The organism is Actinomadura sp. DC4 (genome assembly GCF_030406325.1).
GTDB lineage: Bacteria > Actinomycetota > Actinomycetes > Streptosporangiales > Streptosporangiaceae > Actinoallomurus.
Map to the genome: position 1 here is coordinate 164,576 of NZ_JAUEQY010000009.1, position 26,817 is coordinate 191,392.

At 72.2% G+C, this 26,817-nt stretch carries 26 protein-coding genes and 1 pseudogene; 14 read left to right on the top strand and 13 right to left on the bottom strand.

Features of this window, described 5'->3' with window-relative positions; all coding sequences use genetic code 11:
- Both QWU11_RS17175 and QWU11_RS17180 read right to left on the bottom strand, forming a co-directional pair.
- A complete protein-coding gene (locus QWU11_RS17175; RefSeq protein ID WP_290110236.1) occupies positions 1-465 on the bottom strand; it encodes a cupin domain-containing protein in 465 nt (154 codons plus the stop codon).
- A 97-nt stretch (positions 466-562) separates the two neighbouring features.
- Complete coding sequence (locus QWU11_RS17180; RefSeq protein WP_290110238.1) at positions 563-1,330, bottom strand: IclR family transcriptional regulator; 768 nt, start codon at positions 1,328-1,330, stop codon at positions 563-565.
- Positions 1,331-1,397: 67 nt separating this feature from the next.
- On the opposite strand from QWU11_RS17180, the gene QWU11_RS17185 reads away from it, so the two are divergent.
- The 6 genes from QWU11_RS17185 to dmpG are packed head-to-tail and all read left to right on the top strand — an operon-like array spanning position 1,398 to position 6,547.
- A complete protein-coding gene (locus QWU11_RS17185; protein WP_290110263.1) occupies positions 1,398-1,901 on the top strand; it encodes a cupin domain-containing protein in 504 nt (167 codons plus the stop codon).
- Positions 1,898-2,776 carry an alpha/beta fold hydrolase gene (locus tag QWU11_RS17190; protein WP_290110265.1) on the top strand — a complete coding sequence of 293 codons (879 nt, stop codon included), beginning with the start codon at positions 1,898-1,900 and terminating at the stop codon, positions 2,774-2,776. Before QWU11_RS17185 ends, QWU11_RS17190 begins: the two co-directional genes overlap by 4 nt.
- Positions 2,777-2,831: 55 nt before the next feature.
- Positions 2,832-3,767: a hypothetical protein gene (locus QWU11_RS17195; protein ID WP_290110267.1), complete on the top strand. Its 936-nt coding sequence runs from the start codon at positions 2,832-2,834 to the stop codon at positions 3,765-3,767.
- 13 nt (positions 3,768-3,780) lie between these two features.
- The gene (locus tag QWU11_RS17200) at positions 3,781-4,563 is read left to right on the top strand and encodes a fumarylacetoacetate hydrolase family protein (RefSeq protein ID WP_290110302.1); all 783 of its coding nucleotides are present in this window, start codon (positions 3,781-3,783) and stop codon (positions 4,561-4,563) included.
- A complete protein-coding gene (locus QWU11_RS17205; RefSeq protein ID WP_290110308.1) occupies positions 4,560-5,492 on the top strand; it encodes an acetaldehyde dehydrogenase (acetylating) in 933 nt (310 codons plus the stop codon). Before QWU11_RS17200 ends, QWU11_RS17205 begins: the two co-directional genes overlap by 4 nt.
- Positions 5,489-6,547: a 4-hydroxy-2-oxovalerate aldolase gene (gene dmpG, locus QWU11_RS17210; protein ID WP_290110345.1), complete on the top strand. Its 1,059-nt coding sequence runs from the start codon at positions 5,489-5,491 to the stop codon at positions 6,545-6,547. The genes QWU11_RS17205 and dmpG overlap by 4 nt, the downstream gene beginning before the upstream one ends.
- Here the strand turns inward: dmpG and QWU11_RS17215 are convergent.
- Entirely contained in the window at positions 6,487-7,524 is a 1,038-nt protein-coding gene (locus QWU11_RS17215) for a PP2C family protein-serine/threonine phosphatase (protein ID WP_290110356.1), read from the bottom strand. The two genes, dmpG and QWU11_RS17215, sit on opposite strands and share 61 nt — an antisense overlap.
- Before the next feature lie 106 nt (positions 7,525-7,630).
- Between QWU11_RS17215 and QWU11_RS17220 the strand changes: the two genes are divergently transcribed.
- A complete protein-coding gene (locus tag QWU11_RS17220; protein WP_290110362.1) occupies positions 7,631-8,509 on the top strand; it encodes a Gfo/Idh/MocA family oxidoreductase in 879 nt (292 codons plus the stop codon).
- Here the strand turns inward: QWU11_RS17220 and QWU11_RS17225 are convergent.
- Positions 8,506-9,237 carry a hypothetical protein gene (locus tag QWU11_RS17225; RefSeq protein WP_290110376.1) on the bottom strand — a complete coding sequence of 244 codons (732 nt, stop codon included), beginning with the start codon at positions 9,235-9,237 and terminating at the stop codon, positions 8,506-8,508. The genes QWU11_RS17220 and QWU11_RS17225 overlap by 4 nt on opposite strands.
- A 196-nt stretch (positions 9,238-9,433) precedes the next feature.
- Between QWU11_RS17225 and QWU11_RS17230 the strand changes: the two genes are divergently transcribed.
- Positions 9,434-9,898 carry a luciferase family protein gene (locus QWU11_RS17230; RefSeq protein WP_290110392.1) on the top strand — a complete coding sequence of 155 codons (465 nt, stop codon included), beginning with the start codon at positions 9,434-9,436 and terminating at the stop codon, positions 9,896-9,898.
- Here QWU11_RS17230 and QWU11_RS17235 read toward each other — a convergent pair.
- Complete coding sequence (locus QWU11_RS17235; RefSeq protein WP_290110404.1) at positions 9,895-10,734, bottom strand: haloalkane dehalogenase; 840 nt, start codon at positions 10,732-10,734, stop codon at positions 9,895-9,897. The genes QWU11_RS17230 and QWU11_RS17235 overlap by 4 nt on opposite strands.
- Positions 10,735-10,874: 140 nt before the next feature.
- On the opposite strand from QWU11_RS17235, the gene QWU11_RS17240 reads away from it, so the two are divergent.
- Positions 10,875-12,149, top strand: a complete 1,275-nt coding sequence (locus QWU11_RS17240; RefSeq protein ID WP_290110406.1) for a serine hydrolase domain-containing protein — start codon at positions 10,875-10,877, stop codon at positions 12,147-12,149.
- 52 nt (positions 12,150-12,201) lie between these two features.
- Here QWU11_RS17240 and QWU11_RS17245 read toward each other — a convergent pair whose 3' ends face one another.
- The gene (locus QWU11_RS17245) at positions 12,202-16,374 is read right to left on the bottom strand and encodes a carboxypeptidase regulatory-like domain-containing protein (protein ID WP_290110423.1); all 4,173 of its coding nucleotides are present in this window, start codon (positions 16,372-16,374) and stop codon (positions 12,202-12,204) included.
- Between the two features lie 201 nt (positions 16,375-16,575).
- Here QWU11_RS17245 and QWU11_RS17250 point away from each other — a divergent pair, with 201 nt between their 5' ends.
- On the top strand, positions 16,576-16,743 hold the full coding sequence (locus QWU11_RS17250; RefSeq protein WP_290110450.1) for a hypothetical protein: 168 nt from the start codon (positions 16,576-16,578) through the stop codon (positions 16,741-16,743).
- 10 nt (positions 16,744-16,753) lie between these two features.
- Here QWU11_RS17250 and QWU11_RS17255 read toward each other — a convergent pair whose 3' ends face one another.
- The 4 genes and pseudogenes from QWU11_RS17255 to QWU11_RS17270 form a co-directional block, all read right to left on the bottom strand.
- Entirely contained in the window at positions 16,754-18,463 is a 1,710-nt protein-coding gene (locus QWU11_RS17255; RefSeq protein WP_290110453.1) for a substrate-binding domain-containing protein, read from the bottom strand.
- A gap of 162 nt (positions 18,464-18,625) precedes the next feature.
- On the bottom strand, positions 18,626-18,949 hold the full coding sequence (locus QWU11_RS17260; protein ID WP_290110486.1) for a RodZ domain-containing protein: 324 nt from the start codon (positions 18,947-18,949) through the stop codon (positions 18,626-18,628).
- A gap of 119 nt (positions 18,950-19,068) precedes the next feature.
- Positions 19,069-20,148 carry a carboxylesterase family protein gene (locus QWU11_RS17265; RefSeq protein ID WP_290110488.1) on the bottom strand — a complete coding sequence of 360 codons (1,080 nt, stop codon included), beginning with the start codon at positions 20,146-20,148 and terminating at the stop codon, positions 19,069-19,071.
- 203 nt (positions 20,149-20,351) lie between these two features.
- Positions 20,352-20,471 (bottom strand): annotated as a pseudogene (locus QWU11_RS17270) (carboxylesterase family protein); the annotation flags it as partial.
- 150 nt (positions 20,472-20,621) lie between these two features.
- Between QWU11_RS17270 and QWU11_RS17275 the strand changes: the two are divergent.
- Genes QWU11_RS17275 through QWU11_RS17290 form a run of 4 tightly spaced genes read left to right on the top strand, consistent with a single transcriptional unit; the run spans position 20,622 to position 23,799 of the window.
- On the top strand, positions 20,622-21,314 hold the full coding sequence (locus QWU11_RS17275) for a D-arabinono-1,4-lactone oxidase (RefSeq protein ID WP_290110496.1): 693 nt from the start codon (positions 20,622-20,624) through the stop codon (positions 21,312-21,314).
- Between the two features lie 33 nt (positions 21,315-21,347).
- Positions 21,348-21,941 carry a TetR/AcrR family transcriptional regulator gene (locus tag QWU11_RS17280; RefSeq protein WP_290110520.1) on the top strand — a complete coding sequence of 198 codons (594 nt, stop codon included), beginning with the start codon at positions 21,348-21,350 and terminating at the stop codon, positions 21,939-21,941.
- Entirely contained in the window at positions 21,938-23,320 is a 1,383-nt protein-coding gene (locus tag QWU11_RS17285; RefSeq protein ID WP_290110530.1) for an MFS transporter, read from the top strand. The genes QWU11_RS17280 and QWU11_RS17285 overlap by 4 nt, the downstream gene beginning before the upstream one ends.
- On the top strand, positions 23,317-23,799 hold the full coding sequence (locus QWU11_RS17290) for a MaoC family dehydratase (protein ID WP_290110547.1): 483 nt from the start codon (positions 23,317-23,319) through the stop codon (positions 23,797-23,799). Before QWU11_RS17285 ends, QWU11_RS17290 begins: the two co-directional genes overlap by 4 nt.
- On the opposite strand, the gene QWU11_RS17295 is transcribed toward QWU11_RS17290, so the two are convergent.
- Genes QWU11_RS17295 through QWU11_RS17305 form a run of 3 tightly spaced genes read right to left on the bottom strand, consistent with a single transcriptional unit; the run spans position 23,792 to position 26,816 of the window.
- Positions 23,792-24,997 carry a CoA transferase gene (locus tag QWU11_RS17295; protein WP_290110581.1) on the bottom strand — a complete coding sequence of 402 codons (1,206 nt, stop codon included), beginning with the start codon at positions 24,995-24,997 and terminating at the stop codon, positions 23,792-23,794. The genes QWU11_RS17290 and QWU11_RS17295 overlap by 8 nt on opposite strands.
- The gene (locus tag QWU11_RS17300) at positions 24,994-26,178 is read right to left on the bottom strand and encodes an acyl-CoA dehydrogenase family protein (RefSeq protein ID WP_290110623.1); all 1,185 of its coding nucleotides are present in this window, start codon (positions 26,176-26,178) and stop codon (positions 24,994-24,996) included. The genes QWU11_RS17295 and QWU11_RS17300 overlap by 4 nt, the downstream gene beginning before the upstream one ends.
- Positions 26,175-26,816, bottom strand: a complete 642-nt coding sequence (locus QWU11_RS17305) for a carboxymuconolactone decarboxylase family protein (protein WP_290110625.1) — start codon at positions 26,814-26,816, stop codon at positions 26,175-26,177. Before QWU11_RS17305 ends, QWU11_RS17300 begins: the two co-directional genes overlap by 4 nt.
- Position 26,817 lies beyond the last annotated feature (1 nt).

Here is a 26,817-nt window from a genome sequence, read left to right on the forward strand (position 1 = left end):
TTACCGGGCCTCGGACGGGAGCCGGAGCTCGATGCCGAAGTCGGCCATGATCCCCTTCATGACCGAGATGTCCTTGGGGCCGGGCGGCAGGGCCGCGAGCGCCTCGTAGTACCCCTCCAGCCCGGCCGGTGACACGACCGAGATGACCCGTGACTCCTCGCCGTACGGGTTGCGGAACGTGTGGACCACGTCGCGCGGCAGGAACAGGTAGTCGCCGAGTTCGAGCACGTAGTCCCGGCCGCCCAGGTGGACCTCGAGCCGCCCGGCGAGGCAGATGAACGACTCGTCCTCACGGGTGTGGACGTGCGCGGGCGGGCCGTCGGTCTCCGGCGGGATCGCGTACTCGAAGAGCGAGTAGGCGTCTTGGGTCGACTTGCCGTTGGTCTTCATCGTGATGCCGAGCCCGATCGCCGCGATCGCGTGCCCCTCGCGCGAGGGGAGCATGTAGCCACCGCCCAGGGTCACTGTCGTCTCCTTCAGTCGCCGGTGTGTCAGCGATCACAGCGTGGGCGCGGTCCCCGGCGATCCGCAAACGAGCGTCCCCGTGAGCGGGACGCTGTCTTCAGCGGCGCGTGGAGTAGGCCCGTGACGCCGCCGCCGCGGCGAGCCGGATGGCGGGTCCCACCCGGTCGACCCGTACGAGGCCGGTGGGGCCGGTGACGGACAGGGCCGCCACGACGTCGCCGAGCGGGCCGAAGATCGGGGCGGCCACGCAGCTCACGCCGATGTTGCCCTCCTCGCGGTCCACCGCCAGGCCGCGGGGCGGGATCGCGGTCAGCTCGCGCAGGATGGCGACCTTGCTGGTGAGCGTGCGCGGCGTACGCGCGGGCAGGTCCGCGTCCAGCACGGCGTCGATGGTCGCGGTGTCGGAGTGGGCGAGGATCGCCCGGCCGAGCCCGGAGCAGTACGCGGGGATCGTGCCGCCGGGCTGGGACAGCATCGGCATCGGACGGTGCCCGGTGATCTTGTCGACGACCAGCACCTGCGTGCCGTCCAGGACCCCGAGCTGCACCGTCGTCTTGGTCGCGTTGTGGAGGTCCTGCAGGTACGGGAGTACGGTCTCGCGCAGCTCGTGGCGGATCGGCGCCAGGCTGGAGATCTCGAACAGGCGGTTGCCGACGCGGTACCGGTCCTTCGGCTTGTCCAGCCAGCCGAGCCGGATCATGCGGTCGGCGGTGCGGTGGGTGGTCGAGCGGGGCATGCCGCAGCGGGCGACCAGGGCGGCGAGGGTCAGCTCGCGGTGCGTGGCGTCGAAGGCGCCCAGGATGGCCGCCGCGCGGTCGAGCCCGCCCATCCCGTCGGAGCTGCCGTCCCGCTTAGCGGGACTCATCGTTGGTTCTCAGAGCGCATACGGGTCAGGCTAACCCCGGCGTGACCGGAAGGACGGAGACGATTCGATGGCCCAATCCGGACCCGAGTTCAGCATGGCGGAGTTCCTCGGCGGGATCGGCGACGCCGTACGGCCGAGCGCCGCGCGCCCGATCGTCGTACGGGCCGCGGAGCTGGAGACACTGCCCGCCGACCAGGTGCACAACCCGACCACGCTGTCCATCGCGGGAAAGCTGCCGACCGCCACGTTCGAGATCTTCCGGCAGACGATCCCGCCCGGGCTGAGCTCGGACATGCAGCGGCACCACCACGAGACGGTCCACTTCGTCATCGCCGGCGAGGGCCACAGCGAGGTGGAGGACGAAATCGCCTCCTGGTCCGCCGGCGACTTCGTCTACACCCCGCCCTGGACCTGGCACCGCCACTACAACGACTCGGCCGAGCACCCCGTGGAGTTCCTGACCATCGAGAACTCCCGCCTGCTCGGCCTCCTGGGCGTCGGGCGGCGGCAGAGCGCCGGCCTGGCGACGGTCGAGGAAGCCCGCGCCCGCTTCGGAGAGGAGGCCTCGTGACCGATCTGCCCGAGCACATCTCCATCTGGGGCGAGCTGGCCGACGTCGACCACGAGCTGCGCCACGTCGACGTGGGCGGGGTCCGTACGCGCGTGCTGCGCGCCGGGTCGGGGCCCGACCTGATCCTGCTGCACGGCACCGGCGGCCACCTGGAGGCGTACGCACGCGACATCGCCGGTCTGGCCCAGGACTTCCGAGTCACCGCGTACGACATGGCCGGCCACGGCTGGTCCGGTCTGCCGGACCGGCCGTACACGATCGACGTGCTGTCGGACCACCTGCTCGGCCTGATGGACGCCCTGGGCATCGACGCGCCGCACCTGTCGGGGGAGTCGCTCGGCGGCTGGGTGGTCGCGTGGACGGCGGCGCACCACTCGGACCGGGTGGCCCGGCTCGTGTTGAACACCCCCGGCAACATCGCGAACAAGCCCGAGGTCATGGCCCGGATGCGGGACAGCACGATGGCCGCCGTGCTGAGCCCCGACGACGCGACCGTACGGCGGAGGGTGGAGTTCCTGTTCCACCACAAGGAGATGGTCACCGACGAGCTGGTGAACCTCCGGCGTGCCGTCTACAGCAGGCCCGGTTTCGTACGGGCGATCACGAACACGCTCGTCCTGCAGGACCCCGAGGTGCGCAAGGACTTCGCCTGGGACCCCTCCTGGGTCGGCAGGGTGACCGCGCCCACGCTCCTGCTGTGGACCGAGCACGACCCCACGGGCGGGATGGACGAGGCCGCGATGCTCCTCGGCTGGCTGCCCGACGCCCGCCTGCACGTGATCGACGACGCGGGCCACTGGCCGCAGTGGGAGAAACCAGACGCCTACCTGCGCGTACACCGCGACTTCCTCCTGCTCGGAAAGGATCCGGCATGAGCGAGCGAAGCGACAACACGGTGCGTCCGGTCACTCCGCCGACGAAGGAGGGCCCGTGAGCGAGATCGTCGGGCTCGTGGGGATGTCGCATTCACCCTTCGCGACGCTGCTGCCGCCCCGCGACGCGTCAGAACCGGGTGGCCGGTTCCTCGCCGACGCCGCGCGCGTGGCCGGGGCCGTACGCCGGCTGGCGCCCGACGCCGTCGTCGTGATCGGCCCCGACCACTTCCACGCGAACTTCTACGACGCGATGCCGCCGTTCGTCCTCGGCGTCGAGGAGGCCGTCGGCTTCGGCGACTACGGCAGCACGCCGGGCCCGCTGCCGGTCGCCGCGGAACTGGCCTGGTCCGTACGGGACGGAGTGACGGCGGCCGGTTTCGACGTGTCGCTGTCGTACGCGCTCACCGTCGACCACGGGGTCGTGCAGAGCTATGAGATGGCGACGGGCGGCACCGAGATCCCGCTCGTACCCCTGGTCGTGAACACCGCCGCGCCTCCGCTGCCGGGCATGGAGCGCTGCGTCCGGCTCGGCGAGGCGCTCGGCGCCGCGGTCCGCGGCTCGGCGTTCGCCGGGCGAGTCCTCCTCGTCGCCAGCGGCGGGCTGTCGCACTGGCTGCCATCCAACGACCCGCGTGACCCCTCGGTGACCGGGGAACGGCGCGCGTCGATGATCCACGGGCGCAAGGACGCCCGCGCCTTCGCCGCGGCCCGCGAGCCCCGGGTCCGCGCCATGGCCGGCGACCCGGGCGCCCGCGTCAACGCGGCGTGGGACGGCTGGTTCCTCAAGCAGCTCACGACCGGTGACCTGGCGGCGGTCACGGCCCTGGGCGACGCGGGCCTGGAGGAGAACGCCGGCAGCGGCGGGCACGAGATCCGTACGTGGCTGGTCGGCCTCGCCGCCGTGGCCACGCCGTTCCGGTGGACCGCGTACGAGCCGGTGCCCGAATGGATCACCGGGATGGGCATCGCCACGACCTTCGAGGTCGGCTGACAGGGTGGAACGCATGAGCACACACGAGGCGATCGACCGGCTGGCCGCCGCACGCGCGGACCGGCGCCCCTGCGCCCCCGTACGCGACGTGCTGCCGCCCGGGGACATCGACGAGGCGTACGCCGTCCAGTCCGCGTGGGTCGCGGACCGGCTCGCGGCGGGCGCCCGGATCGTCGGCCGCAAGATCGGTCTGACCAACCCGGCCGTCCAGGCCCAGCTCGGCGTCGACCAGCCCGACTTCGGGGTCCTGTTCGACGACATGGACTGCCCGGAGGGCAAGCCGGTCGACGTCACCCGGCTGCTCCAGCCCCGGATCGAGGGCGAGATCGCGTTCGTGCTGGCCCGCGACCTCACCGGCGCCGTGATCGGCCAGGCCGAGGCCGCCGCCGCGGTCGGCTCCGTCGTCGCCGCGCTGGAGATCGTCGACAGCCGGGTCGCCGGCTGGGACATCAGCATCGTGGACACCGTCGCCGACAACGGCTCCGCCGGCCTGTTCACGCTCGGCGAGAGCCGTGAGCCGGGCGACCTCGACCTGCCGGCCTGCGCCATGACGATGCGCCGCGGGGACGAGGTGGTGTCGACCGGGACGGGGAGCGCGTGTCTCGGCGATCCGCTCATCGCCCTCGCGTGGCTGGCCGAGACGGCGCGCGACCACGGCCGGCCGCTGCGGGCGGGCGACATCGTGCTGTCCGGCTCGCTGGGCCCGGTGGTGCCGGTCGCCCCGGGCGATCGTTTCCACGCGGAGATCAGCGGTATCGGCGAGGTCGCCGTGTCCTTCACCGGAGGCGGTACGTGAGCCGGGCCAAGGTGGCGGTGATCGGCTCGGGCAACATCGGGACCGACCTTCTGGTCAAGGTGCTGCGGCACAGCGAGCACCTGGAGATGGCCGCGATGGCCGGTATCGACGCGGCGTCCGACGGGCTGGCGCGGGCGCGCCGGCTCGGCGTGGCGACGACGGCCGGGGGCGTGGCGGGGCTGATCGCGCTGCCGGAGTTCGCGGACGTCCGGGTCGTCTTCGACGCGACCTCGGCGAGCGCCCACGCGGCCAACGCCCGCGCGCTCGCGCCGTACGGAAAGCGGCTGGTCGACCTCACGCCGGCCGCGCTCGGCCCGTTCGTCGTCCCGGCCGTCAACCTGGACCGGCACCTGGACGCCCCCGACCTCAACATGGTCACGTGCGGCGGCCAGGCGACGATCCCCGTGGTGGCGGCGGTCGCGCGGGTGACACCCGTGCCGTACGCCGAGATCGTCGCGTCGATCGCCGCGAAGTCGGCCGGTCCCGGCACCCGGGCCAACATCGACGAGTTCACCGAGACCACGTCGGCCGCGATCGAGTCCGTCGGGGGCGCCGGTCGCGGCAAGGCGATCATCATCCTCAACCCGGCCGAGCCGCCGCTGATCATGCGGGACACGGTGTACTGCCTGGTCGACGCGGCCGGCCCGGGTGTGCACGAGGAGATCGAACGCGCGGTCGGGCGCATGGTCGCCGAGGTGGCGTCCTACGTTCCCGGCTACCGGCTCAAGCAGCCGGTGCAGATCACGCCCGTCGCCGTACGGCCGCGCACACTCGTCGGCGAGCAGACGGTGACACACCAGGTGAGCGTCTTCCTCGAGGTCGAGGGGGCGGGCCACTACCTCCCGCCGTACGCCGGCAATCTCGACATCATGACCTCGGCGGCCCTGCGGGTCGGCGAGCGGATCGGCGTCCTGGCGGAGGCGTCATGAGACGCCTCTTCATCCAGGACGTGACGCTGCGGGACGGCATGCATGCCCTGCGGCACCGCATCGCGCCCCTGGCGGCGGCCCGGATCGCCGCCGCGCTCGACGCTGCGGGCGTCGACGCGATCGAGATCGCGCACGGCGACGGCCTCGCGGGCACGAGCCTGAACTACGGGCCGGGGAGCAACACCGACGCCGAGTGGACCGAGGCCGTCGCGGCCTCCGTCACGAGGGCCCGGCTGACGACCCTGCTGCTGCCCGGCATCGGCACGGTCAAGGACCTCCGGCGCGCGTACGGCCTGGGCGTGCGCTCGGTCCGCGTCGCCACGCACTGCACGGAGGCGGACGTCGCCGCCCAGCACATCGCCGCGGCCCGCGAACTCGACATGGACGTGTCCGGGTTTTTGATGATGAGTCACATGTCGTCGGCGGGTGACCTGGCGCGTCAGGCCGTACTGATGGAGTCGTACGGGGCGCACTGCGTCTACGTGACCGACTCCGGAGGCCGCCTCACGACCAAGGGGGTCCGCGAGCGGATCCGCGCCTACCGCGACGTCCTCGACCCGCGTACGGAGATCGGCGTGCACGCGCACGAGAACCTCTCGCTGGCGGTCGCCAACTCCCTCGCCGCCGCCGAGGAGGGCGCGACGCGCGTCGACGCCTCGCTCGCGGGCCAGGGCGCGGGCGCGGGGAACTGCCCGATCGAGCCGTTCGTGGCGGCCGCGACGCTGGACGGCTGGTCGCACGGCTGCGACCTGTTCGCCCTCCAGGACGCCGCGGACGACCTGGTCCGGCCGCTCCAGGACCGGCCCGTACGGGTGGACCGCGAGACCCTGACGCTCGGCTACGCGGGGGTCTACTCCAGCTTCCTGCGGCACGCCGAGACCGCCGCCGCGACGTATGGCGCCGACGTGCGCACGCTGCTCATCGAGGCCGGCCGGCGCGGCCTGGTCGGCGGGCAGGAGGACATGCTCGTCGACATCGCCCTCGGCCTGACGGCTCACCCCAGGCGTTCGACGGCGACCACGGCGACGTCGTCGTCCAGCCGGCCGCCCGCGTAAGCGAGGAGGTCGTCGTGCAGGTGTTCGACGAGGCTCGCCGGTTCGCGCTCGGGCCAGGCCGCGACGCGCTCGGCGAGCGGGTAGAACGTGCCGGTGGCGTCGCGGGCCTCGATGACACCGTCGGTGTAGAGCAGGAGAACATCGCCCGGCTCATACGCGAACGTGTCGACGTCGTGCCCGGCAGGGACGAGCGCGCCCAGCCCGAGCGGCGGCGCGGGGTGGCTCGCCCGCAGCTCCGTGACCTGGCCGCCGCGTAGGAGCAGCGGCGGGGGATGCCCCCGGTTGATGACGTGGATCGAGGCCCCGGAGTCATGGATGTCGAGCACCGCCGCGGTGACGAAACATTCCTGGGAGTGGGAGTCCGGCTCACCCGGCCGTGCGGCCTCGACGCAGGCCACGTCGTCCAGGAAGACGAGCAGATCGGGGAGCAGGGCCCGCTGGTGGGCCGCGGCGCGGAACGCGCCCAGGATCTGCGCGGTGGTGTCGACCGCGGCCAGGCCCTTGCCCCGGACGTCGCCGATGATCAGGCGGGTGCCGCCGTCGATGCGCGCGGCGGCGTACAGGTCGCCGCCGATCTGCGCCTCGCGCTCGGCGGTCAGGTAGAGCGAGGAGATCCGCAGCGGGCCGATCCGGTCGGGCAGCGGGCGCATGAGGACCCGCTGGACGGTGTCGGAAACGAGTCTGACCTGGGACAACTCGCGGCCGCGCCGGTCGCGCAGCAAGGAGAAGAACACGATGAACGCCGAGACGAGCACGACCGCGGCGATCTGCGCGTTGCGGTCCTGCTCCTCGACACCGATGCTCGTGACCACCTCGCCGGCGACCGTCAGGAGGCCGACCGCGGCGACGAGCCAGGGCCCGGCGAACGACGCGGTGATGGCGGGCGCCACGATGAGCAGCGGCCCGAGATGGATGTCGGGCTCGGGGGCCAGATCGACCGTCACGATCACCGCGATCAGCGCGAGCGGGATCGCCACCAGGAGGTGACCTGGCCGGAAACGCCCCGCACCGCGCCGCCGAGACCGCACCCTCCCTGCTTACCTCACCCGAGGCCCTGGGTGGAATGGGGGTTACCGTGGATTCATGGCGGTCACCGTCGGTCTCGCCGGTACGGGCCGCGCGGCCACCGAGGGCTACGCTCCGGCGCTCGCGTGCTGCCCGAAAGCGGGATTCGCGGGCGTGTGGGGGCGTTCGCCGGACGCCGCGGGTGATCTCGCCGTGCGGTTCTCGGTGCCCGCCTTCGGCACCTTCGACGAACTGCTCGACCACTGCGACGCCGTGGCCTTCGCCGTACCGCCCGCCGCGCAGCCTCCCCTCGCCGCCCTCGCCGCGGGCCGGCGGAAGGCGGTCCTGCTGACCCGGCCGATCGCCGGCGACCTCGCCGGGGCCGAGGAACTGGCCGCCGTGGTGGCCGAGGCCGACGTCGTGACCCAGGTCGCGCTGACGTGGAGGTACGCGGATCCGGTCCGCGCGTTCCTCTCGACGGGGGTCAAGCGGACGGATCCCCGGGGAGGCACGGGACGGCTGATCTCCGGGGCCTTCGCCGCGGGCGCGCTCGTACGCCCGTGGCGGGTCGAAGGCGGGATCCTGCTCGATCTGGGCGTGGACGTGCTGGACCTGCTCGACGCCGTGCTCGGCCGTACGGAACTCATCCGGGCCCACGGCGATCCATGCGGCTGGGTGGGGCTGATGCTCGAACACGAGGGCGGCCGGTACAGCGAGGCCTCCCTGTACGCGACGGCGTCGCCGGACGAGCCGGCCCGCGCCGAGGTCGAGATCTTCGGGCCGGGCGGCTCGGCCGTCGTCGACGGCACCTTCGCCTCCGGGAAGGAGACGTACGCGACGATGATCGGGGAGTTCGCGGACGCGGTGGAGTACCGGATGCCCCACGAACTGGACGTACGGCGCGGGCTGCATCTTCAGCGGCTGCTGGACGCCGCGGAGACGGATCTTCTCTTCTAGGTCGGGCAGTTCACGTGTCCGGCGAGTTCGAGCATGGCGAGGGCCCGCGCGGTCTCGCTCGCGGTGAACGGCATGCCCGGCCGGTGCAGGCGGATCGGTCCGCCGGTGGCGGCCACCAGCGAGAGCGTCTCGCGGTCGTCGGGCCGCCCGTCGCCGGAGATGAGCTGGGCGTCGAGCATCGTGGCCAGTACGGTCGGCAGCCTGCGGGGCTCGGCCTGCACCGAGGAGGCCAGCAGGAGCGTACGGGTGATCGGGTCGACGAGCTCGTGCATGGTGGCGGGCAGGACGCAGACCGCCCGGCCGCCGGCCGAGGTGAGCGCGCCGACCAGGGCGTCGGCCGAGACCCCCGCCGGGAGGCGTACGTAGAGTTCGTCGACGGTGCCGTCGGCGTCGGACTGGCTGCTCAGGGACATGATGTTGCCGTCGATGCCCGCGATGGCGGCGGCCAGCGCGGCGAGCCGCCCCGGGGTGTCCCGCACCTGGGCGCGCACCCGCCACAGCCGGGCGGGCGAGAGCGGGACGGCGGTGTGCGGGCGGCGCTCGCGGCGGTGCGCCCACCACAGGTGACCGGCCACGATGACGCAGAGGGCGCCGCCGAGCCCGACCAGCAGTGCCGAGCCGGACTCACGGTGCCCCAGCTCGGTCGAGACGACGTGGGCGAGGCCGGCCGCCGTGAACAGCGCGCCGAACTCCACCGCCTCCCTCCGCCATGCTGTTCTGAGTGCCATGGACCCCACCATGCGGACCCTTCGTTGCGGCGAACGGCACCCGGAGTGACGTCGGCGTAACATCCGGCCTCGCTCTGTAACCGGCCGCCGTCCGGGCTTTCTCGCGGGCCCTGCCGTGAACGCGAGGTATCTGGTGGGATAACGATTGAGTGCTGGGGTGTTCCATCCGCAGGGGTGCGGACGAGACGATGCGGCCATGGAGCTTTCGGTGACGAGCGACGTCTCGCCCGCCGCGCGGGTGCTGGCACAGGTGGAGACCTGGCCGGGGGTCGTCCGCGTCCGGCCGGACTGCGGCGTCGGGCAGGCGCTGGCGATCGAGGGAAGCCAGATCATCCACCTGCATCACGACAGCACCGTCGAACTCCGGCTGGGGCGGCCTGCGATCACCCGGATGGGTGAGGTGCTGCTCACCTCGGGCCAGGTCACGATCCGGCCGTACGGCGGCGCGGGTAGCGACTGGGTCGGCGTGCGCCTGGAGGCCCGTGCGGACGAGACCCTGGCGATCGCGCTGGCCAGCGTGGCCATCCAGACGGTCACCGCCACCGGAACCCGTCGGATCCGCCGTTCTGGCTGCGGGCTGGGCCGGTCGTCACCGAGCCTGCGGAACGCCGTCCTCGTCATGGTGAAGGGTTCACGCACCCGCGTGGGCGTGGGCCTCTAACGCAGGTCGTGGCGGTCCATCCAGTCGGCCACCGCTGTGGCGATCTCCTCCGGGCGGTCCTCGGGGACGTGGTGCCCGGCCTCACCGCAGGCGACCGTCTCCAGTGAGGCGATGTTCCTCGCACACCAGTCGGCCATCTCCCTGCCGATGAGCAGCGTGGGCGAGCCTTCGAAGGTCAACAGCAGCTTGGGCACGTCTTCGCTGTTCGCGAGCCAGGCGTCGTACGCCTCGATGCGTTCGATCAGCGCGGCCGGCTCGCCGCCGAGCGGAATCTGCCGCGCCCAGGCGAGGACGGGCCGCCCGCTCTCGGGGGTCGGGTACGGGGCGAGGTACTCCTTGAGATCCTTGTCGTCCACTGGAGTGAGCACGCCGCCGGTGAACGCCTGGCGTACGAGAAGGTCCCCGTCGACCTGCTCGGTCCGGATCCGCCTGGACCGCTCGCGCGCCTGAGAAGAGAGGTCCTCCCAGGCCATCGGCTTGACGATGCTCTCGAAGAAGGCGATGCCGCGTACGCGCCCGGGGTGCCGTGCGGCCCAGTCGAAGGCGAGCGCCCCGCCCCAGTCGTGCCCGACGAGGACGACGCCGTCGAGCCCGAGGGCGTCGAACCAGGCGTCGAGGTAGTCGCTGTGGTCGTGGAAGTCGTAGGCGATGTCGGGCTTGCCGGACCGTCCCATGCCGATGAGGTCGGGGGCGAGCAGCCGTCCGCTTCCGACGCGGGGGATGACGTTGCGCCAGAGGTGGGAGGAGCCGGGGTTCCCGTGGAGGAACACCACGGGCGTCCCGTCCCCGCTCTCCTCGTAGTGGATGACCGAGCCGAGCACGTCGATCGTGGCCATGGCGATCCTTCGTTAGTGAGACAAACGTTCGTTATCCTAACGTTCTACCGACGACGTACGGGACGCCGCGTGCCATTCGGACTTCTCCGGATGATCTTCACTAAGGTGATTGACGAAGATCACGAACATACGGAGACGTCTTGACGCACGCACAGGTGAGCCGCCGGAACTTCGGGCGGCTGCTCGGTCTAGCGGGTCTGGGAGTGGCCGCCCCCACACTGGTCGGTACGCGAAGCGCGCGGGCCGCGACCCGTACCTGGCGCATGACCGGCTCCGCCGGCGCCGGCCTGACCGGGTTCGACACGGCGCTCAAAACCCTCATGCAGGCGCGGAACATCCCCTGCGGGCAGCTGGCCGTCATGCGCAAGGGCAAGCTCATCCTCGCCCGCGGTTACACCTGGAGCGACGACACGACCCTGAGCGTCCAGCCGACCTCGCTCTTCCGCCTCGGCAGCCTCAGCAAGGCGATCACCGCGACCGTCGTCTCACGGCTCGTACAGGACGGCAGGCTGAGCCTTTCCACACCCGTCACGCAGCTGATCGACATGACCCCGCCCAGCGGCAGGACCGCCGACCCCCGGCTGTCCCAGGTGACCGTGAGACGCCTCCTCCAGCACCTCGGCGGCTGGGATCGCGACATCACGCCCGACCCCACCTACCTCGACCGTACGATCGCCGCCGCACTCGGGATCGCGCTGCCGATCGGCAAGGCCGACATGGTCAAGTACGGGGCCGGGGTGCCGCTCGACCACGCGCCCGGCAGCACATACGCCTACAGCAACTACGGGTACCTGCTCCTCGGGCAGATCGTGGAGAAGGTCTCCGGGCTCCCGTACGCCACTTACGTCCAGCAGCAGGTGCTCACACCGCTCGGGATCACCCGCAACCGGCCCGGGCGGTCGCTCACCAGAGCGACGGGCGAGGTGCCGTACTACTCCCAGTACACGGGGCCCTCGGTGTTCGACGCCGCCGGCACCACCGTGCCCTCCCCGTACGGGTCGTTCAACGTCGAGAACCGGACCGCGATGGGCGGCTGGCTGACCTCGGCCGTCGACTACGTGAAGTTCACCCAGATCTTCGACGGAACGACGAGCGTGCTGAACAAGGCGTCCGTCGACGCGACGTTCGCCAAACCGGAGACCGGGCTGAACGCCGACGGCTACTACTACGGTTTCGGCTGGATGGCCCGCGACGTGACCGGGGGCCGCAACACCTGGCACGACGGCAGCCTGCCCGGCACCGCGACGATCGTGACGCGCCGGTACGACGGCATCACCTGGGCCGTCCTGCTCGACCAGCGCGACGACGCGTCCGGCCTGCTGTACGACTACAACACGATCAGCGCACCCCTGCACAATGTGGCGAACGCCCTCACCACCTGGCCGGCGGTCGACCTCTTCAGCCAGTACTACTGACGAGAAAAAAGCGATGCGGGCCGGGGTGCGCCGGCCCGCATCGCTCGGTGAATCAGCTACAGGTGTGGTCCGGTTTGAGAGTGAAGTCGGCCGTGGTCGAGGTCAGTTTGGTGATTTTGACGTTCCTGGTCTGCGGTGCCCATCCGTCCTTGGCCACGATCAGTGTGAGCGGGTTGTTGCGGACGTCCAGCCACAGCGCGTACTGACCGTTCTTGTCGGTCTTGAGCGTGTACGACGCCGCCCACGAGTCGATCTGGACCGTCGCCCCGGTGAGTGCTGCGGGGGTTCCCGTGCAGCCCGCGCCGGTCAGGGTTCCGGTGATCTTGCCCCACGTGTTCGGCGGGTTCACCGTCATCGCCACGTCCACCGGGGTGATCGTGTACGGCGTCTTCGCGCTGATCGTGAGTTGGGCGGTGAACGTTCCCGGCTGGGTGATGGCCGCGACGTTCGCGTCCAGGGTCACGGTGACCTTGGCGCTCTTGCCGGGCTGGATCGTCACCTCGGTCTTGTCCTCCGACAGCCAGGGCACGTCGGCGGTGGCGGAGCACTGGTCATACCCCGGCAGCACCTCGTCGCTCTTCACCGCGTTGAACTGGCCCAGCGAGCCTCCGATCTTGTAGAAGCCACAGGCCGCCGCGCCGCGGTAGAGGGCGTTGTTGGAGTTCGGCAGGGCCGTCCAGGAGTTCGCCGCCGGGTCGTAGGCGAAGCCCTGGTTGGTGATCGTGCTCGTGCCGTTGGTGACGCCGCCGGAGACGATCAGCTTCCCGTTGACTCCCGAGTAGCCCATCGCCCACAGGTCGATCGGCAGGTCGGCGATGGGCGACCAGGTACCCGAGGCGGGGTCGAGGGCGTAGCCGTGCTTGCTGCTCGAGTCCGCCGAGCCGCCCGCGCAGTAGACCTTTCCGTCGATGCCCGCGCAGCCGAGCCACGAGGTGGACTCCGGGTAGGCGGGCCCTGCGCTCCACGAGTCGGCCGCCGGGTCGTAGACCTGGACGTCCGTCGCGCCGCACTCGTCGAGACAGCCGCCGACGACGTAGATCTTGCCGTCGAGCACGGCCGCGCCGGAGCCGGCGTACGGCTTCGGGTTGTTCGCGCCGAGGGTCCAGGCGCCCGTGGACGGATCGAAGATCTCCGTCTTGGCCACCGGGTCGCCGCTGTCGCCCCAGCCGCCGGTGACGTACAGCTTCCCGCCGGTGGCCGTCGTCTGGGGTGCCTCACGGCCGCCGCTGAGCGGGGCGATGGCGGTCCAGGCCTGCGTGCCCGGATCGTAGGCGTACGCCGTCTTCAGCACGCTCGCGCCGTCGACGCCGGCCACCGAGTAGACCTTGCCGTTCAGCGCCACCGCGCCGTTGTCCATGACCGGCGAGGCGTAGTCGGCGATGGCCGTCCACGGCGGAGCGGACGGCGTCACGCCGGCCTTCGCGCCCGACGCCTTGCCGTGCTGGAGGCGTCCGCTCGAGAAGTCGCCCTTCACCCGCTGGAGCGGCGCGCCGGCCGCGGCGGTCGTGTTGCCGCCCGGTTGCTCGCCGATCTTCGCGGTCACGGGTGACGTGCCGGTGTTCTTCAGGGTCACCGCGGCGGTGGCCGACTTCTGCCAGCCGACCGTCTTGCTGATCGTGGCCGGGGTGACCGCGATCCGCGGCGCCCCCAGCGCGACGTCGGCCGCGGTCGCCCAGTTGGCGGCGACCTTGACCGTGACGTCACCCGCGTCGTAGTTCCCCGCCGTGGCGGTGAACTTGTGGTTGCCGGTGACCGAGGAGAACAGCCAGTAGAAACCGTCGCCGAGGTTCGGGTCGTCCGGCGTCGCCGCCGAGGTCGCGTGCTCGGCCGGCCGGTCCACCGAGGTGACCGTCGCGCCGTTGACGCCGGCGCCGGTGTTCTTGTCGGTCACCTGGCCGACGACCAGGCCGCCCGTGGTCGGGTCGCAGGTACGGTCGCCGAGGAAGACGTCGTCGACCTGCCAGTAGTAGCCGAACTTGCCGGTGAAGTGGAACCTCACCTGCACGGCGCTCTTGCCGGCCGCCGCGGACAGGTCCAGGGTCTCCGTACGCGGCCCGCGCTCGCTGGCCGTGTAGTGCTTCAGGTTGCTCCACGTCGTTCCGCCGTCGACGCTCAGGTCGAGGTCGCCGGCCTGGCCGGTATAGCCGTACCAGTCGTAGTCGAACGTCAGGATCGGGTGGGTACGCGCGCTGAAGTCGGTGACCGGGCTGAACAACGTGCTGTCCTGGGTGTTGCCCGAGCCGTAGTGGTCACTGTCGATGATGGCGAAACCGCCGGTTCCACCGGTCTTGTTGCCGCGGCCGCCCGGGTCGTTGAACACCCAGGTCTGGCCCTTGCCGACCTTGTCGTCGACGGTCCAGCCCGCCGGCGCGGTCGCGGCGTCGAACGGCTGCGTGGCGCCCGCGTAGTGGTAGCCGTAGCCCGCCGCGCTGCAGGTGGTCTGGTCCACCGAGACGTTGACGTCGTGGACCACGTCGGAGGAGGTCACGGTCACGTCGTGCGAGTCCTGCGTGTAGCCCGGGTACAGCGGGTCCACCTGCAGGGTGTACGTGTCGTCGGCCGGCAGGCTGAGGGTGTACCGCCCGGTCCTCGGGTCGGTGTAGGCGACCGCGGTGGGCTGGTCCTTGACCCGTACGGTCGCATAGACCGGCCAGCCGTGGCCCGACCCGTCGCGTACGAGCCCGGAGACGTCGACCTGCGCCTTGGCGGTCAGCGCGAGGTTCTCGGTGACGGTCTGGCCGTCGGCGACCACCACGTCCTGGGCGGTCGCGCCGGTGTAGCCGAACTTGCTCGCGGACACGTCGTAGGTCCCCGGCGGAACGCTGAGGCTGTAGTGCCCCTGGCCGTCCGTCGTGGCCGTGACGTCACCCGCCTTCACCTGCGCGGACGCCAGCGGTACGGTGCCGTCCGTGACGGTGCCGGCGATCACGCCGTGCGGCCCGGAGCGGAACGCCTCGACGCCGTTCGGGGTGCCGAGCCCGGTGGGCCCGTCGTAGCCGGCGCCCGCGGTGCACAGATACGCCGGGCTGCAGCTCCCGTTGCTCCCGCTGGTCACGTCGTTGAGGGCGTCCGGGTGGTCGTACGGGAAGGAGTTCGGCGCCGAGCCCGCCGCGGGCGCGCCGCCGAGGGCGTACACCGACGCGATGATCGGCGCGGACACGCTCGTGCCGCCGTAGACGTGCCAGCCGCCGTTGTAGACCGCGACGCCGGTGTTCGGGTCGGCCACCGCGGAGACGTCGGCGATCGTACGGCGGGCGCAGCCGGTGTCCTTCTGGAACGAGGGCTTGGTCTCGTACGCGGAGCAGCCGCTGCCCGCGCCGTCCCACGTGCTCTCGGTCCAGCCGCGCGAGGCGCCGGTGTCCTTGGCCAGCGACGTGCCGCCGACCGAGGTGACGAACGGGGAGGCGGCCGGGTAGCTCGCCCCGTAGCCGTCGTCGCCGCTGCTCGCGGTGATGGCGACGCCGTCGTGGTGGAAGTACGCGTCGTCGGCCTGGCTCTCGTCGGAGCCCTCGCCGCCGCCGTAGCTGTTGGAGACGAACTTGGCCCCCTGGCCGACCGCCTGGTTGACGGCCGTGCCCAGGTTGTCCATGAAGTTGTCGTCGGCCTCGACCAGGAGGATCTTGCAGGTCGGGCAGACGGCGCTGACCATGTCGATGTCCAGCGCGATCTCACCGGCCCAGCCGGAGTCCGGCGGCGGATAGCTCGTGCCGCCGCGCTGGTCGATCTTCTTGAAGCAGCCGTTGGCCGTCGTGCAGGCCGGCAGCCCGAACTGCTGGCGGTAGACGCCCAGGTCCGCCTCGGCGTTCGGGTTGTCGAACGCGTCGACGATCGCGACCGTCTCGGTCGATCCCGCCGAGGGCAGGTCGTACGCGTCCAGCAGGTCGGCGGGCCCGAAGCCGGCCGGCGCGTCGTTCGCCTGCACGCCCTTCGGCCCGACGACGTCGTCGCGGACCATGGAGAGGCAGGTCATCTCGCCGGCGCGGCCGAGGGTACGGCACACGCGGCTGGTCGGATGCCGGCCCTGCGCCGTCGGACTCGCGGCCTTGGCCTGGGGGACCGCGGGCTTGGCCGGAGCGGCGTTGGCCGAGGGCGCGGCGATCAGGGTGAGGGTGGTGACGGCGAGCGCGAGGATCAGTGCGCCGACGCGCGCGCCCGCGAGCCTGGCCAGCACCGCGGGCGGGCGTGACGGGCGTGGGACACGCCGCTGAATGGGAAGATCGGGCATGTACGTCTCTCCTGGCGGGGGCCGGACGGAACCCGGGGTGCGGGTTCTGAACATGCTGATCTTGACTCAGATTTCTGACATTGATCGCGTCCGGATACGGCCTCGCCCAATGTCGGACATTGGTCTTGCAAAATCCTTCAACTGCACCATGTCGCGGTAGCGTGTGGTGTTTCGCGATAAGGGTATTGACAGAACCGAGTCATGGCCCGATCATTTTCCGGCGACCTTGCCCGGTGGTCAGATCGGCGTCAGACCGAGGCGCTCCTGGCCTGGATGCACGGCTTCGTCCGCCACGCCGCCGGCAAGCCCGGGATGGCCCTCGCGGTGCGGTCGATCGTCATGGCGGGCGACTCGGAAGTGTTCCGGTGATGAGGTGACGTCAGGGCACCGGGCACTCGGGGTCGCAGGTGAGGCGGATCAGCATCTTCAGGAAGACCTGCTGGATCTGGTCCGGGTTCAGCGTCACGAACGCCTCGCTGCCGGTGAGGTCGGCGATCTTGTTCAGCGCCGTGGGGTCGATGTCCTTGCCGAAGGCGATGGGGATGATCGCCACCGGCCGCATGGAGTCGCTCTCCTGGCGGATCCGGTCCAGGAGCGTGTCGAGTGAGATCCCGGCGCCGGGGTCGTGGTCCTTGCCGTCGGTGAAGACCACGACGAGGTTGTTGCGGTTGGGCGCGTACTTCTTCTGCATGTACTCATACGAGGCGAGGATCGAGTCGTACAGCCCCGTACGGGTGTGCGGCTTCGGCTGTGCGCCGGCGTACGCCTCCTCCAGGCGCTCCCGCTGGGTCTTGCCGTCGTGCGTGGAGTCCAGCCGGGCCAGCGGCACGGCCTCCTTGTAGTCGCGGTCGCCGTCCAGCTTGGTGGCGAACATCCACAGGCCGTTCTCGGTGGTCGGCCCGAACAGCCGCAGCCCCTGGGCGGCGACCTTGGTGATCGCGCCGAGCCGGGTCAGGTCCGTACCGGGCACCGAATCGCCCATCGAGGGGGAGACGTCGAGCAGGACGAGCAACTGGCTGCCGAGCGCGATCCGGCTCCACATCCGCCGGATCTGGGCGGTGACGGCCGTGCTGGGCGGGGTGAGGGTGTCGGGCTCCACACCGCCCGGGACCGCGCGCCACAGTCCGTCGCCGGCCTCGTGGTCCGGCGCGCGGAACCCCGCGGCGTCGACCGCGTCGCGCGTCGCCGGCGAGCGGAGGGTCCGGCCGAACGCGGCGACGGCGTCGGCGCGCTGGTGGTCCTTGGTCGTGGTGACGTACGGGTAGTCCAGGTAGATGCTGCCCTCGGCCGGGGGCAGCGCGACGAGGGCGGCGTCGGGGTCGGCGGAGTTCTGGGCCCAGACCGCCTGCTCGGGGACGATGCCGGTGACCGGCTTGCTCGCGTCGGCGATGTGGGACACGAGTGTGCTGACGTCGGGCGTCGTGCGGAACTCGAAGCCGTACAGGGAGACGGCGAACGGGGCCAGCCCGCTCGCGCCGTGCGGGGCGTTCCGGTGCATGGCGAGCAGCGTGCCCAGCCCGGCGGTCGTGGTGGCCGGATCGGCGAGTTCGAACGCCGGCTTGCCGGACGGGGCGGTGCCGCCCTCGTCGCCGACCTTCTGGACCAGCAGTTCCTTCCACGAGGGCCGGGGCCGGTCCGCCGGCATCTTCGCGGCGACCTTCGCCGACAGCGCGAAGACCAGCGGGGACGAGGCCAGCGACGGTCCCGACGCGGCGACGTTCGTCGCGCCGAGGGTGGTGGCGCGGGCCACGGGGATCCAGAGGGAGGAGTCCGGGACCCACGCGTCGGGCCGGCTCGGATCCTGGTCGAGCTCCTGCCCGGTCAGCACCGCCGCTCCGTGGGAGGGCGCGAGGCTCCGCACCCGGACCGAGACGCAGCGCCCGTCCACCTTGCGGTCGAACCCGGCGGCCTGCCGTGCCACGACGGGTTCGAGCTCGGGGGTCACGGCCACCCGGATCTCGAGGCAGCCGCCGCTGGAGGAGCTCGCCGAGCACGAGGAGAGCAGACCGGCGACGGCGACCGTCGCGACGGCCGCGGCCAGGCGTGCGCGAGAAAGCGTGTCTCCGGGTCGGATACCGATGCCAGGCATGCGCCCCACTCCGTTGTCCGGTGGTAGGCAAGGAACCGTACTATCTCCGTCGCGGAAATAGCAGGGGGGTGTACCGGCAATAATCTATTTCCCCAGCCGTGAAGGGGGATCTTTTCTTCCACGCGAATGGCGGGCGCCTCTTGCCCACCGGATGAGCGGCCGTCAGAAGACGGTGAACGTCGTCGGCCCGGCCGGCCGCGGCACGCCGCGTACGTAGACCGTCGCCGCCGACGCGTCGCCGAGCACCACGTCGAACGGCGGCCCGTCGAAACGCACGGACTGCCCACTGGTCAGCGTCGTGTTGACCAGTACGTCACCGCCCGGCCGGCGGACGAAGACGAGGCACCGTGTCCCGGTCACCCGGATGAGGAGAGCGGGCGGAGGCGGCGGCCGGCCCGCCGCGGATCCGGAGCCGCGCTCGGAGAGGAGCACGTACAGGACAGCGGCGAGGAGGCACGCGGCGGCCGTCACAGCGGCGAGTCTCACCGCCCTCGCCCGACGGCGAGCCGGAGGTGCCGGGCCTAAAGCATGGCGTCCCACGACCGGCAGCGTAGCAATGGCGCGAGCGCTTTTCCGCACCGTGCGACACCGATAAAAGTGACCACTTACCCATTGTTTCCATCGCCGCAGGTCAGTTCGGCCCAGAGGCGGCGGGAGGCGGCGATGGGATCGTCCGCGTCCGTGGGGGGCGTGTCCCAGATCCGCGTACGGCGGCGGTCGAGGTCGAAGGTGGGCCAGCCCGGGTCGCCCGTGGCGGCGAAGCCGGTCCAGGCGGCGCGCATCCGCTCCGACAGCGGGCCGAAGCCGGGGTGCGGCGGTGAGCCGAGGAAGCGCGCGGCGTACCGGCCGTCGCCGTTGCCGAAGACGAACGGGACGTCGATGCCGTGGCCGGCCGCCGGGCTCCGCCAGGCGAAGTCATACATCCAGGTCCGGCCGCCCCGGCGTGCGTGCGCCTCGGCGACCCGGATGCTCGGCATCCGCATAAGAGCGTCGGACAGCAGCACGCTGACGAGGCCGGTGTCGGTACGGCCGGGGTAGGCCCGGCGGTAGGCGTCGCCGCCGAGCCCGAATGACGCGGCGACCGCCTCCAGGGCGGCTCCCGGCGGAGCGGGCCCGCCGAGGCCCTCGAACTCGTCGTGGGTGAAACCGCAGATCAGATCGGTGTCCTCACGTCCGGCCACCGCCCACGGCGGGCCCGTCACCAGGTCGCCGTCGACGACGGGGCCGAACGCGGTCAGGCCCGCGTCGCGGCCGGTCAGCGGCGCGTCCTGGACCGCCAGGATCGCCTCGGGCGGCAGCGCGGCCATGCCGTCCACGGTGGCCGGTACGCCGGCGGCCGCCGCCACCGTCGCGGTGACCGCCCCGTCCTCGGCGGCGTCGCGGTGCCCGGCCGGCACGCTCTGCAGGATCGCCCGCCGGAACAGCCCTTCGGCGGCCGGGGCCCCGGCGAGGTACGCGATCGAGGCCGCCCCCGCGGACTGGCCGAACACCGTCACGTTGCCCGGGTCGCCGCCGAACTCCGCGATGTTCCGCCGCACCCACTCCAGCGCCGTGAGCTGGTCGAGCAGGCCGCGGTTGTCCGGGACGCCCGGAAGATGCCCGAAGCCCTCGAAGCCGAGCCGGTAGCCGAGGCTGACCACGACCACCCCGGAGCGGGCCAGCGTCGTGGCGTCGTACTGCGGCATGCCCGGCGCGCCGTACTTCCACAGGCCGCCGTGGATTCACACCAGGACGGGCAGCCCGCCCCCGCCGGGACTCCAGACGTTGAGCGACAGGCAGTCCAGCCCGGACTCCGCCGCCACACCGGCGGCACCCCCGGCCGGGGCGGGAGCTGCGGCGCGGCCGGCCCGAACGCCGTGCAGTCGCGCACTCCGTCCCAGGCGGCCGGCGGCGCGGGCGGCCGGAACCGCAGCGGGCCCTCGGGTGGCGCGGCGTACGGGATGCCCTTGTACGCGACGACGCCGTCTCGATCAAGGCCGCGCACGCGTCCACGGCCGGTCCGTACCATCACGCCTCCGAGCGTACGGACCGCCGGAAAACCCGGATTCAACGGGATAAATTGATGATCTCTGAGCCATGGACGAGCGCGAGGTGGCCATGCCCGGCGAACTGGCCAACTGGGCGGGAAGCGTCACGTTCCAGGCAGTACGTCCACTTCATGCTCCCCTTCGAGGCCATCGACGGGCACTTCGACGAGATCTTCTCCGCGGCGTACAGCGTCAGCCTCTTCACCCTCTGGCGCGACCCCGTGTTCGAGCTGGTCTTGACCAAACGGCGGGACGACCAGGCCGGGTCGCCGCCGGTCGGCGAGGACTGGTTCTCCGTGATCCCGGCCGAGCGGCAGGTGCCGTTCGGCGGGGACGGTGGCACCGAGCAACTCGGCGTTCCCGGCCCCTGGCACGAGCGGCTGCCGCACTTCCGGCCCGAGGCGACGCCCAGCACGGGGGTCGAGCTGCAGACGGAGTTCCTCGTGCCCCGGCACCACGCCGTCGCGGCGCTCCGTACGGTCGACGCGGTGCGCGACCGGGTGGCGCCCGTCCTGCAGGCCACCGAGATCCGCACGATGACGGGGGACGGCCTGTGGCTGAGCCCCGCGTACGGCCGCGACACCGTCGGCATCCACTTCACCTGGGTCAAGGACATGGACGCCGTCCTTCCGGTGATCGCGCTGCTGGAGGAGCTCCTCGCCCCGTACGACCCGCGCCCGCACTGGGGGAAGCTGTTCACCGCCACGGCGGCGGACCGCTACCCGCGGATGGACGACTTCCGCGCGCTGATGCGCCACTACGACCCGGCCGGCACGTTCACCAACGCCTACGTCGAGCGCTTCGTCGGCCACAGAAAGCCGTAGACACTGTCTACGGCCCTCTGGTAGACACTGTCCATGCGCGAGGAGGGCTCCCTTCGGGAGCGGCTGATCGACGTGGGTGCGGAGCTGGTCGCCACCGAGGGCACGGCCGCGCTGGGGTTGCGCGAGATCGCCCGCCGCGCGGGCGTCTCCCACGGAGCGCCCCGCCGCTACTTCCCGACCTACCACGCGCTGCTCTCCGCCATCGCGCGGCGCGGTTTCGACGACCTCGGCGCCCGGTTCGCCGGCGCCATCGCCGGGGTGACGGCGCCGCGGGATCGGCTGCGCGCCCTCGCCGGGGCGTACGTCGCGTACGCGCTGGAGCGCCGTGGCATGTTCGAGCTGATGTTCCGGCACGACCTGCTCGACAGCGAGCGGCAGGACGCATCGGACGGACCCCGGCTGCGCGAGTCGACGCTCCCGCTGTTCGAGGGCATCGTCGGGCTCGTCGCCCAGTGCCGGCCCGGCGAGCCGGAGGTCACGGCCGCCGTCCTCTGGTCGAACCTGCACGGCGTCGCCCAGCTCTGGACCTGGCGCAGCCTGCAGCTCGTCCTGTCCGGAGGCGCGGCCGACGTCGGCCGGCTCGTCGACGCCGTGCTGGACGCGCACCTCGGACCGGCGAACCCGTGACCGCCGCCGTACGGCCGCGCCCGGCGTTCGCGGCCAGTGTGGCCGGGGCGTCGCTGGTCGCGGTGGACGGCACGGTGCTGCTGGTGGCGCAGCCGAGCATGGGCCGCGACCTGGGCGCGAGCGTGGCGCAGGTCCAGTGGACGAGCACGGGCTACCTCGTCGCGGTGGCGGCGCTCCTCGTCATCGCCGGGCGCCTCGGCGACCGGTACGGGCACGCGCGGCTGCTGTCCGCCGGCGCGCTCGGGTTCGGGGCCGCCTCGGCCGGGGTGGCGCTTGCCCCCGGAGTGGGCTGGGTGATCGGGATGCGGGTCGCGCAGGGCGTGTTCGGCGCGCTGCTCCAGCCGGCGACCCTGGCTCTGCTGCGGCTGGCCTATCCCGCCGAGCGGCTGGGCACGCCCGTGGCCGTCCGCGCCGCCGCGATCGGGCTCGCCTCCGGGGCCGGGCCGGTCGCCGGAGGCGTCCTCGTCGCGCACCTGGGCTGGCGCGCGGTGTTCTGGGGCAACGTCCCCCTCGCACTCTTGATCGCCGTGCTGACCCGTACGGTACGGGCGCCGGCGCCCGCACGCGGCGAGGCGCAGCGGCTCGACCTGACCGGCGCGGCCCTGCTCGCCGCCGCGCTCGCGGCGCTGGTCCACACCCTGGCCGGCGTGCCCGCGCACGGCTGGACCGGGGCGCCGACGGTGCTCGGGCTCCTGGCCGCCGCCGGTCTCGCGGCGGCGCTGGCCGCGCACGAACGCCGCGGCCCGTACCCGATCGTGCCGCGCGTCGTGGCGCGGTCCGTCCCGGTGACGGCGTCGATGGCGCTCCTGCTGGTCGTCACCGCGGGCCTGTTCGGCGCGCTGTTCCTGGCCACGTTCTCCTTTCAGGACGTGCTCCGCCTGGACCCGCTCGCCACCGGGCTGCGCGTCCTGCCGATGACCGCGGCCATGGTCGCCGGCGCCCCCGCCGCCGGTCTCGCCCTGCGCCGGTACGGCCCGCGCCGCGTCGCGGCCGCCGGCACGGTCCTGCTCGCCCTCGCCATCCTGGCACTGTCGCGGCTCGCCCCGGCGAGCCCGTGGCAGGTCACCGGCGCGGCCTTCGCCGTGCTCGGCGCGGGGTTCGCCGCCGTGATGGTCACCGCGACGGGTACCGTCACCGGCGACGCGCCTCCCGGGTACGCCGGCGTCGCGGGCGGGCTCAAGCAGACCGCGATGAACATCGGGCCGCTCCTCGGCATCGCCGTCGCCACCAGCCTGGCCGGCTCACCGGCCGACGGCGCGCACACCGCCCTGCCCGTGCTCGCCGCGATCGCCATCGCCGGCCTGCTGCCGGCCTCGCTCCTGCCGTCGCTCCCCGTACGGGGAGCGGACCGGCCACTTCTCACGGAGGACAGGACATGACCCCCGACGGTTTCACGGTCCCGGTCGAGGACCGCTACTTCGAGGACTACACGGCGGGAACCACCCATGAGTACGGCGGCCTCACGATCTCCGAGGAGGAGATCGTGGAGTTCGCCGCCCAGTACGACCCCCAGTCCTTCCACGTCGACCCGGTGGCGGCCAAGGACGGGCCGTTCGGCGGGCTGATCGCCAGCGGCTGGCACACCGTCGCGCTCATGATGAAGCTGTTCGCCAAGTACTACCTGTCCACGGTCGCCAGTCTCGGCAGCCCGGGTGTGGACGAGCTCCGCTGGCTCCGGCCCGTACGCCCGGGAGACCGGCTCAGCCTGCGTGTGCACGTGCTGGAGACCCGGCCCTCACGCTCGGACCCGAGCCGCGGCATCGTCCGTACGCTCGCCGAGCTCCTGGACGAGGACGGCTCACCGGTCCTGAGCGTCACGGTCATCAACCTGCTCCGCACCCGCCCGCCCGTCAGATGACGCCGCGTCCGGACAGGGCGGTGAGCTCGTCGCCGGTGAGGCCCAGCAGGCGGCCGTAGACGTCGGTGTTGTGCTCGCCGAGTTCGGGGCCGAGATGCCGTACGGTGCCCGGGGTCTCGCTCAGCCGGGGGAACGCGCCCTGCATCGGGAACTCGCCGAAGTCCGGGTGGGTGAGGCGGATGATCGCCTCCCGGGCCGCGAAGTGCGGGTCCTCGAACATGTCACGCGCGGTGTAGATACGGCCCGCCGGCACCCCGCCGTCGTGCAGCCGGCCCAGCAGCTCCCCGGTGCCGATCCCCGCGGTCCAGCCGGCGATCAGCCCGTCCAGCTCGTCCATGTTGTGGCCGCGCGCGCCGTGGGTCGCGTAACGCGGGTCCTCCGCCAGCTCCGGCCGGCCCATGACGGCGGCCAGCCGGCGGAAGACCGTGTCCTGGTTGGCCGCCACGAGCACCATCTCGCCGCCCTTGGTCGGATAGACGTTGCTCGGCGCGACGTTGGACAGCACGGGCCCGGTGCGCTCGCGCTGGTAGCCGGCGATCGCCCACTCGGGCAGCAGCGACTCCATCATCGCCAGCACTGCCTCGTAGATGGCCGAGTCGACCACCTGCCCCCGGCCCGTACGGTGCCGGTCGTGCACGGCGGCGAGCGTGCCGAGGGCGGCGAACACCGCGGCCAGCGAGTCGCCCAGCGAGATCCCCGCGCGGGACGGCGGGCTGCCGGGGTCGCCGATGACGTGGCGTACGCCGCCCATCGCCTCGCCGATCGAGCCGTAGCCGGCCCGCGGGGCGTACGGGCCGGTCTGGCCGAAGCCGGTGACCCGTACGAGCACCAGGCCGGGGTTGGACCTGCGCAGCTCCTCGTAGCCGAGGCCCCAGCGCTCCAGCGTGCCCGGGCGGAAGTTCTCCACGACGATGTCGGCGCGGTCGATCAGCCGCCGGGCCAGGCCCTGTCCCTCGGCGGTGCGCAGGTCGCAGGTCACGGACTTCTTGTTGCGCGCGATGACCGGCCACCAGAGGGACCGGCCGTGCGGCTTCTCGCGTCCCCACTGGCGCATCGGGTCGCCGGCGCCGGGCGACTCCAGCTTGATCACCTCGGCGCCGAAGTCGCCCAGGAGCTGCCCGCAGAAGGGGCCCGCGATGAGCTGGCCCATCTCGACCACGCGGAGATCGGCCAGCGGTCCGGAGGAGGTGTCGGTCATCGGACGCCGAACTCCCAGTTTCCGCCGTTCCGGTACTCCCGCAGGACGCGGCGCGCCACGCTCTGCACGTGGACCTCGTCCGGCCCGTCGTACAGGCGCGCCTCCCGCGCGTGGCGGTACATCCGCGACAGGGGAGTGTCGTCGGTCAGCCCGGCCGCGCCGTACGCCTGGATGGCCCGGTCGACCACGTTGTGCAGCATCCGCGCGCCGACGACCTTGATGACGCCGATCTCCACGCGCGCCTCGTCGCCGGCGTCGATGCGGTCCGCGGCCTGCAGGGTGAGCAGGCGCGCGGCCTGGATCTCGGCGTACGAGTCGAACACGTGCCGCTGCATCAGCTGCTTGTCCGCGAGCGGCCCGCCGAAGGCGCTGCGGGCGTTGAGCCGGTCGCAGAGCAGGTCGAAGGCCCGCTGCGCCTGGCCGAGCCAGCGCATGCAGTGGAAGATCCGCCCGGGTCCGAGCCGCTGCTGGGCGATGCGGAAGCCCTGACCGCGCGGGCCCAGCAGGTTGCCCTCCGGGACCCGTACGCCCTCGTACCGGACCTCGTAGTGGCCGCCGTTCAGCCCGAGCACGGGCGTCTCGCGCACGATGCGGTAGCCGGGAGTGTCCGTCGGCACGATGATCATGCTGAACGCCTGGTGCGGCGGGGTGTCCTCGGGCTCGGTCCGGCACATCACCGTGGTGTACGCGGCGGCGGCCGCCCCGGTGGTGAACCACTTGTGCCCCTCGATCACCCACTCGCCGCCGTCGAGCGTCGCGGTCGTACGGAGCCCGGTCGGGTCGGACCCGGCGTGCTCGGGCTCGGTCATCGCGAAGCTGGGGGAGACCTCGCCGGCGACCATCGGCGTGAGGTAGCGGTCCCGCCACTCCTGGCCGGCGTACTCATTCAGCATGAGCGAGTCCTGGAGCGTGAACGTGCCGAGCGCGAGCTGGCCCCACTCGCTGCGGCCCTGCACCTCGTTCACGTACACGTAATCCAGGAACGGCAGGCCCCCGCCGCCGAGCTCCTCCGGATGGCCCAGCGCCCACAGGCCCGCCTTCTTGGCCTCCCGCTGGAGCTCGCGGAGCGCTTCGGTGTCGCCCCCGGCCAGGACCGGCTCGGCGGGCTCGACGCGCTCGGTCATGAACGCGTGGACGGCGTCGCGGATCGGCCGTACGTGGGCGGGGACCTCGAACGTCATCGGCCACCGCCCAGGTCGTCGGCGATGTCCCGGCCGCCGTACCCCTCGGGCGCGGCCACCTCGACGATGGGCTCGTCCCGGTCGTCGAACTCCAGCCGCAGCACCTTGCTCATCGTCGCGTGCATCTCGTACAGGCAGGTGATGTAGGTCAGCAGCAGGATCTCCTCGTCGCTGAGGTGCCGTTTGAGGACGGCGAAGACCTGGTCGTGCACCCGGCCGCCGTCGAGGACGATGCCGTCGGTGTAGGCGAGCACCGCCCGCTCCAGCTCCGTGAAGTGATCGGAGGTCTGCCAGTACGCGACGGCCTGGATCTTGTCCTCCGGCACGCCCATCGCCCGCATCTGCTTGCAGTGCTGGGAGAAGACGAACTGGCTTCCGCGCGCCCAGCCCGCGCGGCACTGGCCGAGCTCGCGCAGCAGCGGGTCGACCTTGGCCTCGCGGTAGAGGGCGAAGCCGCGCACGGCGTGGCGGAACACCTCGGGGGACTGGGCGAAGACCGTCCACCAGTCGCCCGGGGTGCCGGTGGCGGTGCCGTGGTCGACGGCCGGATCCTTGTCGGGCCCGAACAGGCGGTCGTAGAAGAACAGGATGCGCTCGTCGGTGACCTCGGCGCGGGGGACCTCTCGCAGGCGGGGCATT